The organism is Wolbachia endosymbiont (group A) of Crataerina pallida (assembly GCF_964028475.1).
In the GTDB taxonomy this organism is placed as follows: domain Bacteria; phylum Pseudomonadota; class Alphaproteobacteria; order Rickettsiales; family Anaplasmataceae; genus Wolbachia; species Wolbachia pipientis.
Window position 1 is genome coordinate 1,127,539 of record NZ_OZ034785.1, and the last position, 16,482, is coordinate 1,144,020.

General features: G+C 36.3%; 11 protein-coding genes and 1 pseudogene. 5 read left to right on the plus strand and 7 right to left on the minus strand.

Going from position 1 to position 16,482, the window contains the following annotated elements; all coding sequences use genetic code 11:
* Window positions 1–129 precede the first annotated feature (129 nt).
* The 4 genes and pseudogenes from ABWU55_RS05505 to tnpC form a co-directional block, all read left to right on the plus strand.
* Window positions 130–375 (plus strand): annotated as a pseudogene (locus tag ABWU55_RS05505) (PD-(D/E)XK nuclease family transposase); the annotation flags it as partial.
* 633 nt (window positions 376–1,008) lie between these two features.
* The gene (ltrA, locus tag ABWU55_RS05510) at window positions 1,009–2,556 is read left to right on the plus strand and encodes a group II intron reverse transcriptase/maturase (protein ID WP_151807757.1); all 1,548 of its coding nucleotides are present in this window, start codon (window positions 1,009–1,011) and stop codon (window positions 2,554–2,556) included.
* Entirely contained in the window at window positions 2,553–3,335 is a 783-nt protein-coding gene (locus ABWU55_RS05515; protein ID WP_353286233.1) for an Rpn family recombination-promoting nuclease/putative transposase, read from the plus strand. The genes ltrA (ABWU55_RS05510) and ABWU55_RS05515 overlap by 4 nt, the downstream gene beginning before the upstream one ends.
* Window positions 3,336–3,556: 221 nt before the next feature.
* The gene (gene tnpC, locus ABWU55_RS05520; RefSeq protein WP_353286234.1) at window positions 3,557–4,912 is read left to right on the plus strand and encodes an IS66 family transposase; all 1,356 of its coding nucleotides are present in this window, start codon (window positions 3,557–3,559) and stop codon (window positions 4,910–4,912) included.
* A 336-nt stretch (window positions 4,913–5,248) separates the two neighbouring features.
* Here the strand turns inward: tnpC and ABWU55_RS05525 are convergent, their stop codons facing one another.
* From ABWU55_RS05525 to ABWU55_RS05540, 4 genes are all read right to left on the minus strand, one after another.
* Window positions 5,249–5,752: a latrotoxin-related protein gene (locus ABWU55_RS05525; RefSeq protein ID WP_353286572.1), complete on the minus strand. Its 504-nt coding sequence runs from the start codon at window positions 5,750–5,752 to the stop codon at window positions 5,249–5,251.
* Complete coding sequence (locus ABWU55_RS05530) at window positions 5,679–8,558, minus strand: ankyrin repeat domain-containing protein (RefSeq protein ID WP_353286235.1); 2,880 nt, start codon at window positions 8,556–8,558, stop codon at window positions 5,679–5,681. Before ABWU55_RS05530 ends, ABWU55_RS05525 begins: the two co-directional genes overlap by 74 nt.
* Before the next feature lie 628 nt (window positions 8,559–9,186).
* Window positions 9,187–10,500 carry a group II intron reverse transcriptase/maturase gene (gene ltrA, locus ABWU55_RS05535; protein ID WP_353286236.1) on the minus strand — a complete coding sequence of 438 codons (1,314 nt, stop codon included), beginning with the start codon at window positions 10,498–10,500 and terminating at the stop codon, window positions 9,187–9,189.
* Complete coding sequence (locus ABWU55_RS05540) at window positions 10,463–10,591, minus strand: hypothetical protein (protein WP_255324786.1); 129 nt, start codon at window positions 10,589–10,591, stop codon at window positions 10,463–10,465. The genes ltrA (ABWU55_RS05535) and ABWU55_RS05540 overlap by 38 nt, the downstream gene beginning before the upstream one ends.
* 541 nt (window positions 10,592–11,132) lie before the next feature.
* Between ABWU55_RS05540 and odhB the strand changes: the two genes are divergently transcribed.
* Window positions 11,133–12,305: a 2-oxoglutarate dehydrogenase complex dihydrolipoyllysine-residue succinyltransferase gene (odhB, locus tag ABWU55_RS05545; RefSeq protein WP_353286237.1), complete on the plus strand. Its 1,173-nt coding sequence runs from the start codon at window positions 11,133–11,135 to the stop codon at window positions 12,303–12,305.
* 38 nt (window positions 12,306–12,343) lie between these two features.
* Here odhB and ABWU55_RS05550 read toward each other — a convergent pair whose 3' ends face one another.
* From ABWU55_RS05550 to ABWU55_RS05560, 3 genes are read right to left on the minus strand one after another with little or no spacing between them, the layout of a single operon-like run.
* Window positions 12,344–13,690 (minus strand): tetratricopeptide repeat protein, encoded by a 1,347-nt coding sequence (locus ABWU55_RS05550; protein ID WP_353286238.1) that lies wholly within the window; start codon window positions 13,688–13,690, stop codon window positions 12,344–12,346.
* On the minus strand, window positions 13,678–15,753 hold the full coding sequence (locus ABWU55_RS05555) for a tetratricopeptide repeat protein (RefSeq protein WP_353286573.1): 2,076 nt from the start codon (window positions 15,751–15,753) through the stop codon (window positions 13,678–13,680). The genes ABWU55_RS05550 and ABWU55_RS05555 overlap by 13 nt, the downstream gene beginning before the upstream one ends.
* Entirely contained in the window at window positions 15,723–16,346 is a 624-nt protein-coding gene (locus ABWU55_RS05560; protein WP_353286239.1) for a hypothetical protein, read from the minus strand. The genes ABWU55_RS05555 and ABWU55_RS05560 overlap by 31 nt, the downstream gene beginning before the upstream one ends.
* Window positions 16,347–16,482: the final 136 nt, after the last annotated feature.

Below are 16,482 nucleotides of genomic sequence, written 5' to 3' on the forward strand. Positions count from 1 at the left end.
GGTCATTTATGAAGGTAGTTTTTTGCCGACTCTTGAAATTTAGCTAACCTTAATAGGCTTTAGCACAAAAACGTTGAATATTTCTTCACAATTGTGTATAATTACTAATGCTTTTTAAGTGGATTTCCTATGACTTTATCTAAATTTCTTGATCCAAAAAACGATCTTAGTTTTAAGAAAATCTTTGGCTCTGAAAAGAATAAAAATATCCTCATTCACTTCCTCAACGATATCTTAGGTTTTTCTACTTCTGATCAAATAATGGAGATTGAATTCCTCAGTACTATCATGGATCCTGAAATTGCTTCTGACAAACAAAGCATTGTTGATGTTCTTTGCAAAGACTCTATTGGTAATAGATTTGTCATCGAAATGGTGCGACCTGAAAGTCTTCGGTCATATTGTTTAAAAGGAGAGGAATTCCTCCAGAAAGAAACTGAAAGGATTCTAAAACTTATTAAACCAGATGTTTTGCCATCTGAGTCTACGCATCAGTGCGAATCGGGCAACCGGTTGGTGCCAAGCGATGCGGACAATGAACCTCCTCTTGAAAAAGAAGATGCTCAATCGTGAGAGGAGCATAAACTACAAGCATCATGTGGTTGGAGAGCTAGGCTAGTGGTATGGTGAACGTAAGTGAAACTTCAAAGTATCGTAATTATGAAGGAGCTAAAGATGCTGATAAGCTCTAACCAAAAAGGTAATGTGGATAAGTTACATTTCTCATTTCTAGATGTACGCAAATAATAACTCCACCGGTATAGAGAAGTCACCTAACCCACTGTTGTATGACAGAAGGAACAGGGTAAGCCTGTATTTTCGCCTACATGGCAAGCAAACCGCAAGGAATGCTGATGGAAGTGCAGGTAAAGGAGAATGGAGAAAGCGAATGCCATTTTGTAACGAAATGGATAGAATTTGTAACATTAATTCGCGTGAAAACGAGCAGACTTCCGTTTGGTCCCTCGTGACAAGAAACTTTGTTAACCACTTAAGGTAGGAAAGCAGATGATTACAAGTAAACCTGTAAGTGCATCTACCGAAAGCTTTGAAGCATGGAAGCAGTTGCCATGGAAGAAATGCCAGAAAGTTATTGTGAGGCTACAAAGACGTATTGTTAAGGCTGTCCAAAAAGGAAGATGGGGTAAGGTAAAAGCTTTACAACATCTTCTCACACGCTCTTTTAGCGGAAAAGCTTTGGCTGTTAAGAGAGTAACTGAAAACCAAGGAAAAAACACAGCGGGTGTAGATCGTCAATTATGGTCAACTTGCAATGCTAAATTTCAAGGAATAAAGCAGTTAAAGCAAAGAGGATATAAACCTTCTCCGCTAAAACGGATTTATATCAGTAAATCTAATGGCAAAAGAAGACCTCTTGGAATACCATCGATAAAAGATAGAGCCATGCAAGCATTATATCTGTTTGCTCTGGAACCGATAGCTGAAACAATCAGTGATCGTCACTCCTATGGCTTTAGGCCTAAAAGATCCTGTGCAGATGCTACAGTAGCTTGTCATTTGTTACTGGCAAGTCGTAATCAACTACAATGGATACTTGAAGGTGATATCAAAGGATGCTTTGACAACATTAATCATGAATGGCTTATGAAGCATATTCCTATGGAGAAGAAAATTCTGCATAGTTGGTTAAAAGCTGGCTTCCTAGAATCGAAAACTCTGTATCCCACAACTGCAGGTACCCCGCAAGGTGGTATAATTTCTCCAATACTAGCCAATTTAGCCTTAAACGGACTTGAAAAGTTATTGGAAAGTCGATTTGGTAAACTCGGCAGTAGAAGAAGAAACAAAATCAGAAGTGGAGTGAACGTAATCAGATACGCAGACGACTTTATTATTTCAGGTTTCACACATGAAGTACTGGAAAATGAAGTTAAGCCTTTAGTATCATCTTTTCTTCATGAGCGAGGTTTAATTCTTTCAGAAGAGAAGACAAAGATTACATCTATCACAACAGGGTTTGACTTTCTTGGTTGTAATGTACGTAGATATAATAAGAAGTTAATTATTAAACCTTCGAAAGAAAGTATTAAAAGACTTCTTAATAAAGCACGTACATTGATAAAAGCAAATATAGCGAACACTCAGGCTATAGTAATTAAGTCACTCAACTCTCTACTGAGAGGATGGGGAAATTACTATCACCATGTGTGTGCTAAAAAAGCGTTTAGAAAGATCGACAATGAAATTTGGCATAGTTTATGGAAATGGGCAAAGAAAAGACATCCTCGTAAAGGATTACGTTGGATAAAGAATCGTTACTTCAAAGTAATGGGTCAACGCCAATGGGTCTTTGCTGCACCCATATGCAAGAACAAACCAAAAGAGATACGGTATTTAAGACTGCTTAAGCTGATTGATATACCTATCAGACGACATGTTAAAATCAGAGCGGATGCAAATCCCCTTGACTTAAAATGGAAAAAGTATTTTGATGAGAGAGTGAAACGAACAAGAATGTTAGCAAGCTCTTTCTCAAGAGAAGGTTCTCTACTGTTGGTGTCACCATTAAGAATGATGTTTCCTGAGGAATCATGAAGGACAAGCCGGTTCTAGAAAAGAAGAACTTAGATAAGGGGCTCAAGCGTAGTGTGGGGAAACCTGCATGCTGCGTTTCTAAGGGAGGGGGTAGTAGTAATACTGCTTCCTTACCTGACCAGCTCGCTAAAACTAAGGGCTTTGAAAAACGTGCTCAATACTATGCTGCTAAAGCCTATTCAAGACAGGCTGACAAAGGCGATCAATATCATGACCTTAAGGAAATTATCTTTATTGCTATAGCAGACTGTATTTTATTTCCTGATAAGTCTGAGTATAAGTCAAAGCATACCATTCGCGATGAAGATACTAATGAACATGATCTAAAAGATTTTTACTTTATATTTATTGAGTTGCCTAAATTTCCAAAAACCAAAGAAGATCAGCTTTCAAGTATAGTTGAAAAATGGGTCTACTTCTTTAGATATGCAGATGAAACTAGTGAACAAGAGCTAGAGAGAATAATAGGAAGTGACCTAATAATTAAAAGAGCATATGAAGAACTAAATAGGTTCAACTGGTCTGAAAAAGAATTTATTGCCTATGAACAAGAGATCAAGCGTATTCGTGATGAACAGGCTGTCCTTGCTCAAAAACTCGATGATGCTACTCATAAAGGTAGACAAGAAGGCATCCAAATCGGCCATGAAAAAGGTAAAATTGAAGGTAAAATTGAAGTTGCAAAAAACTCACTCAAGGCCGGTGTCTCTATAGATGTTATCGCTCAAATTACCGGTCTCTCTCATTCTGAAATTTTACAACTCAAGGAAAAAACATAATTATTCACTTCAACATTTATGAAAACCTTCTCTAAGTTCGACATATCACCTAATTAAGAATCTAGTGAACTATCTAAAATGGCTATGAAGATTGCACATAGAATTATATAAATTACTATCATAACGTTACCCAAACTTCGTAACCGTTCACGGAGATAAGGTGGTTTACAAAGTAAGTATAAAAGTGTAAAGAGATAGGAAGCTAAATATGGAATGGGTAAATGACAACAGTGCTGCAAGAAAAGGTTGTAGCAGAAAACGCTAATCTCAAGGAAGAAATAAAAGCACTGATCAGAGAAAATGATAGCTTGAAAGCAAAAATAGTTGAATTAGAAGACAAATTGGGCTTAAATTCGCAAAATTCATCGCTGCCACCATCACGAGATATATATCGTAAGAAAGCAAAAAAGAAAAGTGATAAAAAACCAGGAGGTCAGCCAGGACATAAGGTGCATAAGCGTGAATTAATGGCTGCAGACGAGGTAGTGAGATGCACAATTGATACAATTTGTATGTGTGGAGGTAAGATTACTTTAGAAGATGAAATTATTCATCAGAAGGCAGAGTTGCCAGAAATTAAGCCAATTGTAACTGAGTACAGGTTGCAAAGAGGACATTGTAGAGTATGTAATAAAAGAATTACAGCAAATTTACCCGAAGGTGTTGCAAGAGATTTTCTAGGACCCAATGCTAAAACAATTATAAGCAGCCTTAGCGGCTTTTTTATTAACTCAAAAAGAGAGGTACAGCAAATTTTGGGCAGTATTTTTAATCTAAATATAAGCCTTGGTTTAGTCTCAAATACTGAACGCAGGGTATCGAAGAAGTGTGCATCTGAATATGAGAAAATGAAGGAAGAGTTGCAAGGAAGCGAGTATTTGCATATAGACGAAACAGGGCACAGAAATCAAGGAAAGAGAGGCTGGAGTTGGGTAATAACAAACAAAGCGTTGACACTTCTGAAGGTAAGCGAGTCTCGTGGTAAGAAGGTGTTGAAGAGTTTACTGCCAGAATATGATGGTATAGTTGTGAGCGATAGATACGCTGTATACAATTACTTCAATCGTGAAAATAGACAGATATGTTGGGCACATCTGGCAAGAGATTTTGAGAGATTTGCCCATAGTAAAAATGTTGAAGTGAGCAAAATTGGCCAAGCACTAAAATCGCTCAGCAATAAGGTGTTTGTAGTAGATAAGGCAAAAAAACAAAATTTGATAGATAATTTGAGATTTTATCGACTAGTGCGAAAAATTCGGAAAAGGGTAAAACATTTTTTACGTAAAATGACGAGGGTTGCAAATAGCACTCAAGCTTCAAGAATGGCCGCTAAGATGTTACGATCTGAGGATATGATGTGGAAGTTTTTAAGAAAACCTGAAGTGATAGAAACAACTAATAACCTTGCAGAACGGCAAATTAGACGGTACGTAATTTATCGTAAAAACAGCTTTTTCATCTGGTCAGAACGTGGAGAAAGATTCGTGGAAAGAATGTTGTCGATATTTTTGACATCACGTCTAAATGGCCAGAACCCCTTTCAAAAGCTACAGAATCTAGTAGCTGTCACTGCTTAGTTCTTTAATTCATTCTCACAATCCGTGAACGGTTACAAAGATTCGTGGAAAGAATGTTGTCGATATTTTTGACATCACGTCTAAATGGCCAGAACCCCTTTCAAAAGCTACAGAATCTAGTAGCTGTCACTGCTTAGTTCTTTAATTCATTCTCACAATCCGTGAACGGTTACCAAACTTCTATATCAAAGCTACGTGCTGTAAGTTCAATAATGTCTACTTCATCCATTTTAGTATTAAGACTATCAAACTTGCTACTGGTTGTTTCCCTAATTATTTTGGCTACCCTCACTTTAAATTTTCCACTACTTGGTATATTACCCCTTACATTATAACCTACCTATTAAGATTACCTCCAAGCTTGGTTACTCCTACATCAGAAAGACAAGTTGATACTTTTGAATGTCTGTGAACTGAAGCATTACTTAAATAACTTTGAGGCTCTAAACTCATTTGCTGTTTTTTAGCACCACCAACTTCTAATGTGCCATTTTCATTGTGTAACATCTGTTGAATTGGTTGATTTAGCACAACATTTAGCCTGCTATTAAATTGAACCATAAACTTGTCAAACTTCTTCGGACTTAATTTACCAGCTTCTCCGCCAGTACATGCTTTCTTTATGTATGATTTTAAAATCCCTGAAATCTCATCAAATTTACCACTCATGATTTTTCCTGTAACTTCTTTCTGTATTTCCACAAAATCAATATTTAATCGATGCATTAACACACCACTTTTTAATCCAGCTTGCTCTACTACTTTCTCAAATCCCTTTGTAATATTTAATGCATATCCCTGTGCTTCTAGTGGAGATATAGGCTGATCTACTGTAGAAATATACTTCTGACCTGTAACTTCTAATTAATAAATCAAGTAACATTATTGTACCATTTACATCGATTGGTGCACTAATTTGTGAGATTGAACTTTGAGTGAATGTTTTCTCAGGTAAAGCAGCTCTAGAACCTAATAACCCACCTATAGAGCTCTTTACCCAACCAAATAAATCATTTATCAATGAAGATGGTCTTGTGCCACTGCTTGCTGCTATCTCAGGTTGATTACTTGAATCTATAGCAAGAGGTTTTCTTGACATATGATGACGAGCATGATCTCCATGGTGATGACGGCGTCTGCGTTGTACAGGTTTTTCCCTCTCTTTATTAAGTTCTTCCTTTAAATAATTTACAATATTATTATATCCTTGATCTCTAGCAATATCTAGAGGTGTTCTACCGTCAGCAGTTGAGGCATTAACATCAGCACCTCTCTCAACAAGACGCTCAACGATGTCTAATGAACCCAGTTGCACAGCCCAATGAAGAGGTGTCCAACCTTCATTATCTTTGACCTTAATATCAGCATTGTTATCTAAAAGAAGTTCAATTATATTAAAATTGTTCTTTTGAATGGCCCAGAACAAAGGAGTCCAACCCTGCCTACCCTGAACATTAACGTTAGCACCTTGTCTGATACTGTCTCTAATTTTTTCAATATTTCCTTTTTCTGCAGCAATTAATAATTCTTTATCTAGATCCAACTGTTTTTGTTTTAAAACTTCTACTATATTTTCGTAACCCTTTTTAATAGCTAAGTCTAAAGGTGTTTGGCCATACATATCTGCAGCCTTGATATTAGCGCCTCTATCAAGAAGTAGTCTTACTACTTTTAACTTGCCTGCCTCAACAGCAAGATGCAAAGGTTTTTTATTATATGCATTTTGAGCCTCAATATCAGCACCTTTATCAAGAAGAAATTGAACCATATTTGAATTACCTTCTTGAGCTGCAAAATGCAAGGGTGTTCCTTGATATGTGATCTCATTATTAAACTTGGCACCCTGAGCTATAAGGAACTTGACCGCATCCCATTTACTTCCCTGAGCGGCATAGATTATAGGTGTCCAACCATTATTACTATCTTGAGTATCTAAGCTAGCGCCTCGAACTACAAAATCCTTAACTTCATTAAGATTACCACCTTGTACTGCAGTTAACAACTGCCTATCTAGACCTAATTGTGTTTGTTGTAAGTATTCTACAACATTATTATATCCTTTATCTCTAGCAAGATCTAGCGGTGTTTTACCATTCCTATCTTTAGCATTGACATTGGCTCCCTTACCTACCAGGTATTCTATTATATTAAGATGGCCATTCCAAGAAGCCCAGTGCAGAGACATCCAGCCGTCTTTGTCAACCTCATTAACACTTACTCCTTTATTAAGAAGAAGTTCTATAATGTTTTTATTATCGTGCTCAGCAGCAATGTGTACAGGCTCTCTGCCATAAACGTTTTGAGGATTAATATTAGCCCCTTTGTCAACGAGAAACTTTGCAACTTCTAAACAGCCTTTCGACGCTGTATAATGTAGCGGTGCCCAACCATAGTTACTGGTATCATCAACGCTTACCCCCTTACCGAGAAGGAACTCTATAATATCTTTGTAATTTTTTTCAGCAGCAATGTGTATAGGTTCCCTACCAAAAATGCCCACATCTATAGCATTAACATTAGCACCCTGACCAACAAATTTTTTGACTTCAGAGAGATCTCCATTTTCTGTAGCAGTCAATAATTTTTTGTCTAATTCTGTTTGTTTTAAAAATCCTACTATATCTGTATAATTCCCTTGAATAGCTAAGTCTAAAGGTGTTTTTCCATCGTTAGTTTTAGCTTCAATATTAGCCCCTCGACTTGAAAGTACTCTAACTATATCAAGCCTGTCTTTGAAAACTGCATAATGTAAAGGTGTCCAATCATCTTTGGTTTTAGCTTCAATGTTAATACCTTTATCTATAAGAAATTCAATTATTTTAGGTGTAGTATTATTGTGCTGAATAGCCACATGCAAAGGCGTTAAACCATCATTAGTTTTAGCTTCAAGGCTAGCCCCTTTATCTACAAGAAGCTCAATTATTTTCAATTGACCATAAGCATTTGCTATATGTAAAGGTGTTTCCCCAATGTTAGTTCTAGCCTCAATATCAGCATTTCGATTTAAAATTGCCCTAGATATATCAAGCTTATTATCATTGTCAGCAGCACAGTGCAAAGGCGCCCAACTACGTTTATCTCTAATATTAACATCTGCACCCATACTGAGAAGATTCTCAACTTCACTAAGATTATTTCGTCTCACAGCATCAAACAGTTGCTCTGTAGATAGAATTGCTTTTTCTTTATTAAATTCCACTATAACATCTTCTGAGTTACAAATAGAAGCTATACACTTTGAGTTAGAAACTATTGCATCATTAAAAGCAAACATCATTTCTCTTGCTGGTTGATAAATTTTCCAATTCTCTACTTTTACAAGAGTGTTATTTTTATGTGATAGCAATAAGGTATCATTTATAACTCTCATATTGAAATCTAATATAGACTTATCTTTCAAATCAACTAAACCAATATCATTCTTGTTAACAGGTTGATTATGATAAATCTGTAACCCTTGCTCATCTGGCTTATAATATCTGAAAGAACTAAATTCATCAGCTCTTTCTCCAAATTCTTCTGGTTCCATAATTCTATTGTTCAGTCCTATAGATAAATCCCAGTTTTTATGAACAGAAGAATAGTAATCCGATATTGATAATGCTCCTCTATCTGATAACAATAGCAAATCATTATTTAGCTTCAAAAAAAGTACTTTGTCTGAGTCAAATGTGAAACAATTATGATGATTTAAAAGGTTAGTACCATTAACACTAAACCTTCCATCTACTTTTAAGCTATGAGAGCAATAATCTCGCTCTAATTCTCCATTCTGAAGTTTGTAATATTCTTCCCCATTAAATGTAACTGTAACATCTTTATAATTTGGTAGCAGGGTTACATTTAGGCCATTTTTATTAATCTTTATTTCTCCTTTTTTATTTTCTATAAATAGTATATCATCTAATGTACAACGTAATTGGCTAAAATCTAATATACCATTTGCTTGAGCAATCGTAATATTAGCCTTTCTGTTATCGAAAAGATAAAGATGACTTATATTACTTGGAGCTTCCCAGTAAAAATTATGATGTTCTTTATCAGGATAAAAAATATGATTACTGGAACTACCTATAGTACTATGATAATTAGCACTTGATAATTGCTTTGTAATATTAAAGTTTGAATTTTCTATTTTTCTTAAATTATCTAATTCATCATCTAGTCTGGTAGAGACTCATGACCTTGAAACCAGCGATTTGGTCTCATAACCATAGTCTCCCCAAAAGAACCGTGCTTGCGGATTTTCCGCACACGGCTCCACAATACAGCGTTCACACTAGTGCTCCTGTGTATAAAGAAACATATACCTTTGGTTTTGGTAATGGATTTACTTTTAAATAGTGTATAAATTGTTCCCAATCCATACTTTTCTTTTGACTACGTCGGTTTATCCACTTAAATGCTAACTTTGTTACCGGTCGATAGAATTGAATCAAACACCGATAATTTCCGCTAACTCCGAAGTAGCTATAGTGTCCTGTTAGTTTGGCTTTAAGTTTCTGCCACCAATCTTTGAGACAGATACGACTTCGTACCATCTTCAACCATTCTTTGATTTCTTTAATCTTTCTGGCTAGGCTTATTTTTGAAGTTTTCTGCTTCATCATAAGTTTACCATTACGACTTTTTCCACAATAATGTGTAAATCCTAGAAAGTTGAAGCTAGCCGTCCTACGTTTCTCTCTTTCTGCTTGATACCATTCTTTCTTACCAAACTTTACTATTTTTGTTTTATTTTCAGCTATTTCCAACCCAAATTTACTTAGTCTTTGTTTCAGTAATTCTAGAAATTCTTTTGCGTCTTCTTCCCTCTCGCAGCCAACTACAAAATCGTCGCAAAACCTTATTAGCTGTAAATATCCTCTGGCTTTTGGCTTAAATTTCTTTTCAAACCATAAGTCCAGCACATAGTGTAAGTATATATTAGCTAATACAGGGCTTACTATACCACCTTGTGGTGTGCCTTGATCGGTTGCTTTATAACATCCAACTTCGACTATTCCTGCCTTTAGAAATCGTTTTATTAACCACAATAAATTTGGGTCAGCTATTCGTTCCCTTAGACAATTCATTAGCCATTTATGTTGAACATTATCAAAGAACTTCTTGATATCCACTTCTACAATATAGTTAATTGGTTTGTGCATAACTGCTTTATCTAGAGCGTTTATCGCCTGATGACAATTTCTTCCTGGTCGAAATCCATACGAGCTGTCCATAAAGTTTGCTTCATAAATATTTTCTAATATCTTCTTTAGCATTACCTGTACCAACTTATCTTCCGTTGATGGTATTCCGAGACCGCGCTTCTCTTTGCTCCCGGCTTTGGGTATGTATACCCTTTTCACTGGTAGCGGTTGATATTGTTTTCTCTTCATACTATCCACTAGTGTTTTAAGTTTCTCTTCTAGATTTTCTCCATAAGCTTCCACTGTCACACGATCTATACCACAAGCCTTGTTGCGTTTTAGTTCCTTATAACACTCTGCAAGATCCTCTTCATTAATCAAATGAACTAATGATGTAAATTTTACTCGCTTATCTTGCTTAGCCCTTACTGCTATCTGGTTTAGTTTTCCTTGCATACTCCTCCAATCTCTGTTGTATTGGTATAGCAATCCCTATACCAGTCACTATATTGCTAACCGCTTCCCCTTGTATGTGGCTTTCCCACACTCCGAGTACTATCAGTTAGTCCGACTTCCTTTGCATCTTCCTCCAGTCCTCGCCTTTATTGACTTGTTCCAGAGTACCCTTACAGGAATACAAAGGATCTCCCAAGTTCACGTAAGGTCCATCTCAACACATGACGCGGCCTTCGATCCCGATGAGGTGAGTAATATCTTGCCTTAGCGTTATTACCCATGTTGCCTTCCACCAAATGTAAAGTGTCAGCCCCCATGACGCGTGAATTACGGGACTCAATACCTTCACTTTCGTTGCACCCTATGTTGTCCATTCCATTAGCTTTACTACGCTCGTTACCTTACGCAGCATAATGGTTTGTTCCAGGTTGCCGGCTAAGCTTTACCCGTGTTGGATTTTCACCAACTGTTCCTTACGCACTTCTTGGCGCACACTTAGTGTCACACGCTGGAATGACATTTGGGAGTTGTTGTCCACTTCTAAATGATAAGAGCCTCAATGAATTTATTAGTTTATTACATGTCTCTTTTCATGTATAAATCTATAGAAAGTTTTATACGGAAGTTGTTTTATGAGCAAAATTATAGAAATCAGAGCACCAAAAACTCTTGGTGGTGAATCAGTTACAGAAGGTATAGTAAAAATAAAGAAGGGTATTGGAGAAGCAGTAAAAGTAGATGACTTGATCTTTGAAATTGAAACTGACAAAACAGCACTCGAATTAACTGCAGAAGCTTCGGGGCAAATAACTGAATTTCTTATAAAAGAAGATGATGTAATAAGTCCTGATGAATTGTTAGCGAAGCTTTCCGTGGGAGAAGTAAAAGAGGAAGCAAAAAAAGAAGATAAAAGCGAAAGTTCTGCCAAAAAAGATGCTCCATCAGCTCGTAAAATTATGGAGGAAAATGCAATTAATGCAGAAAGTGTCAAAGGAACTGGCATGGGAGGCAGAATAACAAAAGCAGATGTAATAGGCCATATAAACAAAACAGAACAGCCTGCAATAAAACAATACGAATTGCCAAAAAGTGTAGTAAATGGAGAGCAAAGAGAGGAACGAGTAAAAATGAGCAAAATAAGGCAAGTAATTGCCGCTCGTTTGAAAGCATCGCAAAATACTGCTGCAATACTGACCACGTTCAATGAAATTGACATGAAGAATGTCATGGATCTAAGAGCAAAATATAAGGATGCCTTTGAAAAAAAATATGGAATAAAACTTGGTTTTATGTCGTTTTTTATAAAGGCAGCGGTGCAAGCATTGAAAGAAATTGCTGAAATTAACGCTGAAATCTCAGGCGATGAAATCATATATAAACATTACTATGACGTAGGTGTTGCTGTTGGCACCGATAAAGGTCTTGTTGTACCAGTTATTCGGGGTGCCGATCAGATGTCATTTGCAGAAATTGAGTTGACTTTAGTTGCTCTTGGCAAAAAAGCTCGTGAGGGTAAATTACAAGTATCAGAAATGGAAGGTGCAACATTTACCATCTCAAACGGTGGAGTATACGGTTCACTTCTTTCCACTCCGATAATAAACCCTCCGCAATCTGGAATACTTGGAATGCATTCAATACAAAACAGGCCAGTTGCTGTTGGTAATGCAGTAGAAATCAGACCTATGATGTACATTGCTCTCTCTTACGATCACAGAATAGTTGACGGCAAAGGAGCAGTAACTTTCCTCGTTAAAATAAAAAATTATATAGAAGATCCAAATAGATTAGTTTTGGAAGTGTAGCTCAAATGAATTGTTGTTAATCCAGTATTGCTAAAAACCTAAATGTCATCTAGTTCTGCCAGCAGTTTAGCAACTTCCGGATGATCAGGGCCATAATGTTTCTCAAAAATAGGCAAGGCCTGTTCAAGCAATTCCTCTTGTTTCTTGTGATCGCCCAAAGCGCCATAGGCAATACCAAGATTTGCCAGTAGTTTGGCAACTTGAACATGACCAGAGCCATAATGTTTCTCAAAAATAGGTAAAGCTCGTTCAAACAACTCTTTTGCTTTCTGATGATCGCCAAAAGTGCCATAAACGATACCGAGGGTTGCCAGTAATTTAACAACTTCAAAATGGTCGAGGCCGTAATGTTTCTTTCGAATTGCTAGAGCCTGTTCAAGCAACTCTTTTGCCTTCTGGGGATTACCTAAAACCCTATAAGAATTACCGAGGTTTGCCAGTGTTCTAGCAACTTCAAAATGGTCAGGCCTGTAATGTTTCTTTTTGATTGCTAAAGCCCGTTCAAGTAACTCCTTTTGTTTTTTATAGTCACCTAAATCCACATGAGAGATACCAAGGTTTGTCAGAGTAATAGCGACTTCAAAATAATCGGGGCCATAATGTTTCTCTTGAATTACTAAGGCTCGTTCAAGCAACTCTTTTGCCTTCTGAGGATCACTTAAATTCCTGTAAGCATTACCTAGATTCACTAGTGTCCTAGCAACCTCAAAATGATTAGGTTTATAATATTTCTCTTGAATTACTAAAGCTCGTTCAAGCAACTCTTTTGCCTTTTGAGGATCACCTAAAGTACCATAAACGATACCCAGGTTTGCCAGTGGTTTAACAATTTCAAAATGGTCAGAATCGTAATGTTTCTTAAAGATAACTAAAGCCCGTTCAAACAACTCTTTTGCTTTCTGAGGATCACCTAAAGCATAATGAGCGGTGCCGAGATTTGTTAGTATGGCAGTAACTTCGAAATGGTCAGGGCCATAACGTTTTTCATTAATTGCTAAAGCCCGTTCAAGCAATTCCTTTTGTTTCTTATGATCACCCAAATCCCCATAAGCGATACCGAGGTTTGTTAGTGCTATAGCAATTGTGAAATGATCGGGGCCATAATGTTTCTCAGAAATAGGTAAAGCCCGTTCAAGCAACTCCTTTTTTTTCTTGTGATCACCTAAATCTCCATAAGCATTACCTAGATTTATCAGTGTTTTAACAACTCCAGAATGACCAAAGCTATAATGTTTCTCTTGAATTATTAAAGCTCGTGCAAGCAGCGTTTTTGCTTTCTTGGGATCGCCTAAAACTATGTAAACGCCACCTAAGTTTGTCAGTAGTTTAGCAACTATAAAATGATCAGGGCCATAATGTTTCTCTTGAATTATTAAAGCCCGCACAAGCAACTCCTTTTTTTTTCATGATTACCTGACGCACCATAGGCAATACCAAGATTTGCAAGTGGTATAGCAACTTCAGGATGATCAGGACTGTAGTGTTTCTTAAGGACGGGTAAAGCCCGTTCAAGCAACTCTTTTGCTTTTTGAGGAGTACCTAAAGCCCTATAAGAGTTACCAAGGTTTGCCAGTGTCCTAGCAACTTCGAAATGGTCAGGGCCATAATGTTTCTCTTTAATTGTTAAAGTCCGTTCAAGAAGCTCCTTTTGTTTATCATGATTGCCTAAAGTCCCGTAGGAACTACTTAGGTTTGTCAGTATGGCAGCAACTTCGAAATGGTCAGGGCCATAATGTTTCTCAGAAATAGGTAAAGCCCGTTCAAGCAACGTCTTTTTTTTCTTGTGATCACCTAAATCCCCGCAAGCGATACCGAGGTTTGTCAGTGCCGTGGCGACTATAAAATGATCAGATCCATAATGTTTTCTAAAGATAGGTAAAACCCGTTCAAGCGACTCCTTTTGTCTTCTAGGATTACCCAAGTAATAATATCCATCACTCATTCGTATTAACAAATCCACAAGATAATCCTTCTCTATTGTTTGCTTTTCTAAAGGATTTTTTCCTAGCCAATCATCTATATGTGATAAGAACGTTTCTAAATGTGGTAACAACTGTCGTTTCTTAGCATAATCTTCTAATTTGTCACTGTCGTCAGGGAAGCTTTCTTTTAATAATTGAAAAACGGTTTTTATATCTTTTTTAATTTTTCCACTTTCCTTTGACTTTAGCCTAATTACATCTTGTACTAAACAGTGAATAGAAACACTACTACTCTGCTCATTGGACACTAGCATCGAATATCTCAATAATATACCTAATACTTCTTCAAAAGGTTTTTCTTCAGAATTGTTCTCTACAATCTCAGGAAATATTCTTAACAAATCTTTAGGAATATCATTGTCTAAATATGCACAAGCTACTAACAACTTGCTTGCTAGTTTAGACTCATTACGAATTGCGTCCATTGTAATATCCCAAGTAATAAACACAGGCTCATGGTTAGAATCCTTAGGTAGTGTTTTATGAGATAATAAATAAAGCTTCCTTTCTGCATAAATTTCTAAGTAACGTGAGATAGTCATTTTGTTTTCTTTGATGTAAGCGCAAGCCTGAGCTAATGCCAAAGGTAATCTACCTAACTTTTCTGCCAATATACCTATATTTGGCCTATCGCTTTCTGAAACCTGGCCTAGAATTTTCTTAACATATAATTCTGATTCTGGGGGAGTAAAAACGTCTACACCTATACTCCCTTGTGGCCATTCAGTATTACGAGACGTAACTATTATTTTGCCGCCTTTTGTAGGTCTGAGCTTAGAAATGACTTCATAATTTGATACATTATCATAAATCAACAACCAGCCTTCACGTTTAGAATCTTCTAGCCAGTTTTTCACATAATAAGCTCGCTGTGCAATAGAAATGTTGTCTTCATCGTGAATAATATTTAATTTTCTTCCTAAATTAACATATTCACTGAGTAGTTGATCTTCATCTTTTGCATTAAACCAACATATTGCCTTGTATTCTTTCCCATGCTTTTGAATAAAATCTAGCACTGACTGTGTTTTACCTACTCCACCTAACCCGTACAAAGCAGTTAATATAACTGGCTCATTTTTTGTCTTTAGATGATTTACTATTTCTTCATTGAGATATTCTCGTTCAATGAAATTTCCACTAGCTATTTTAGGTGGAATGTTCCACCGTTCAAATAGATCTTCTCTAGGTTTGAGACTATAAAGATGTTCTATAACTTCCCTAAAATAATCGTCTTTTCTTGTTAGATAAGAAACTTTGCTACCCTGTTGTGCCCACCATTTCCCTACCTTGTCATATACACGGACAAAAACTGTATCAATATCTTCTTCCCCTGATATTTTGTATATATTCCCTATTTCTTTCTTAATAATATCATCTAATTTTGAATGATTAGGTTGATCAACTACAAACCTTATTCTAAGTAAAAAATCTTCTATTTCATCGTCACTACCACACTGAAGTATTTTTTCAGTTCAGTATGATTTTTTATTTTGTAGCACGTTCCTTTTTGACCTTCATAAATATTTAAAGTGTTATCATTTGTTAACTTTGACTCTTCCAGATACTTCTCTAATGTTTCTACGCTTCCTTGTTTCTCTGTACCTTTTTTTAGGTTCACATTGACATTAGTATGAATGACAAGCGTAATATCACTGTTCTTACACTCAGGGTTTTGCTTAATCTCAGGATGAGATTCAAAATATTTGTTTAACCCGAAATCTTCTTTCTGTTGCTTTCTATCATTTCCATCAATAAACAAATCTTCAAAAGTAATATTCTTCGAAGAGCGATGTGTATTGCAGTACTTAGCTTGAACCAAGATAATTCTCGATTTGTTCTTCTGATCTTTATACTCAAAAAAAATATCATCAAAGGCTCCAAAACCTTCTATGTTTGATGCTAACCAAAAGTCAATTTTACTACTTAACCCATGAAGTAGATACAGCATTAATAATTTTACTTCATACTTGCGACCATGATCACCTGTTGATGTGCCATCTCTCTTCTTAAATGTACGATTACTAAGTACTTCAGACTGTTTGTTTTCTACATTCATACCCTACTAAACCTACGAATAACTTCTTTCTATAAAAAATTAAAGTCACCAAGTGCCTAAGATAATGCAACAGATTCTTTAACATTGTAATAACAGTGCCGAACAGGGTCAATTTTGTTTGCTGTCTTAAGCATAA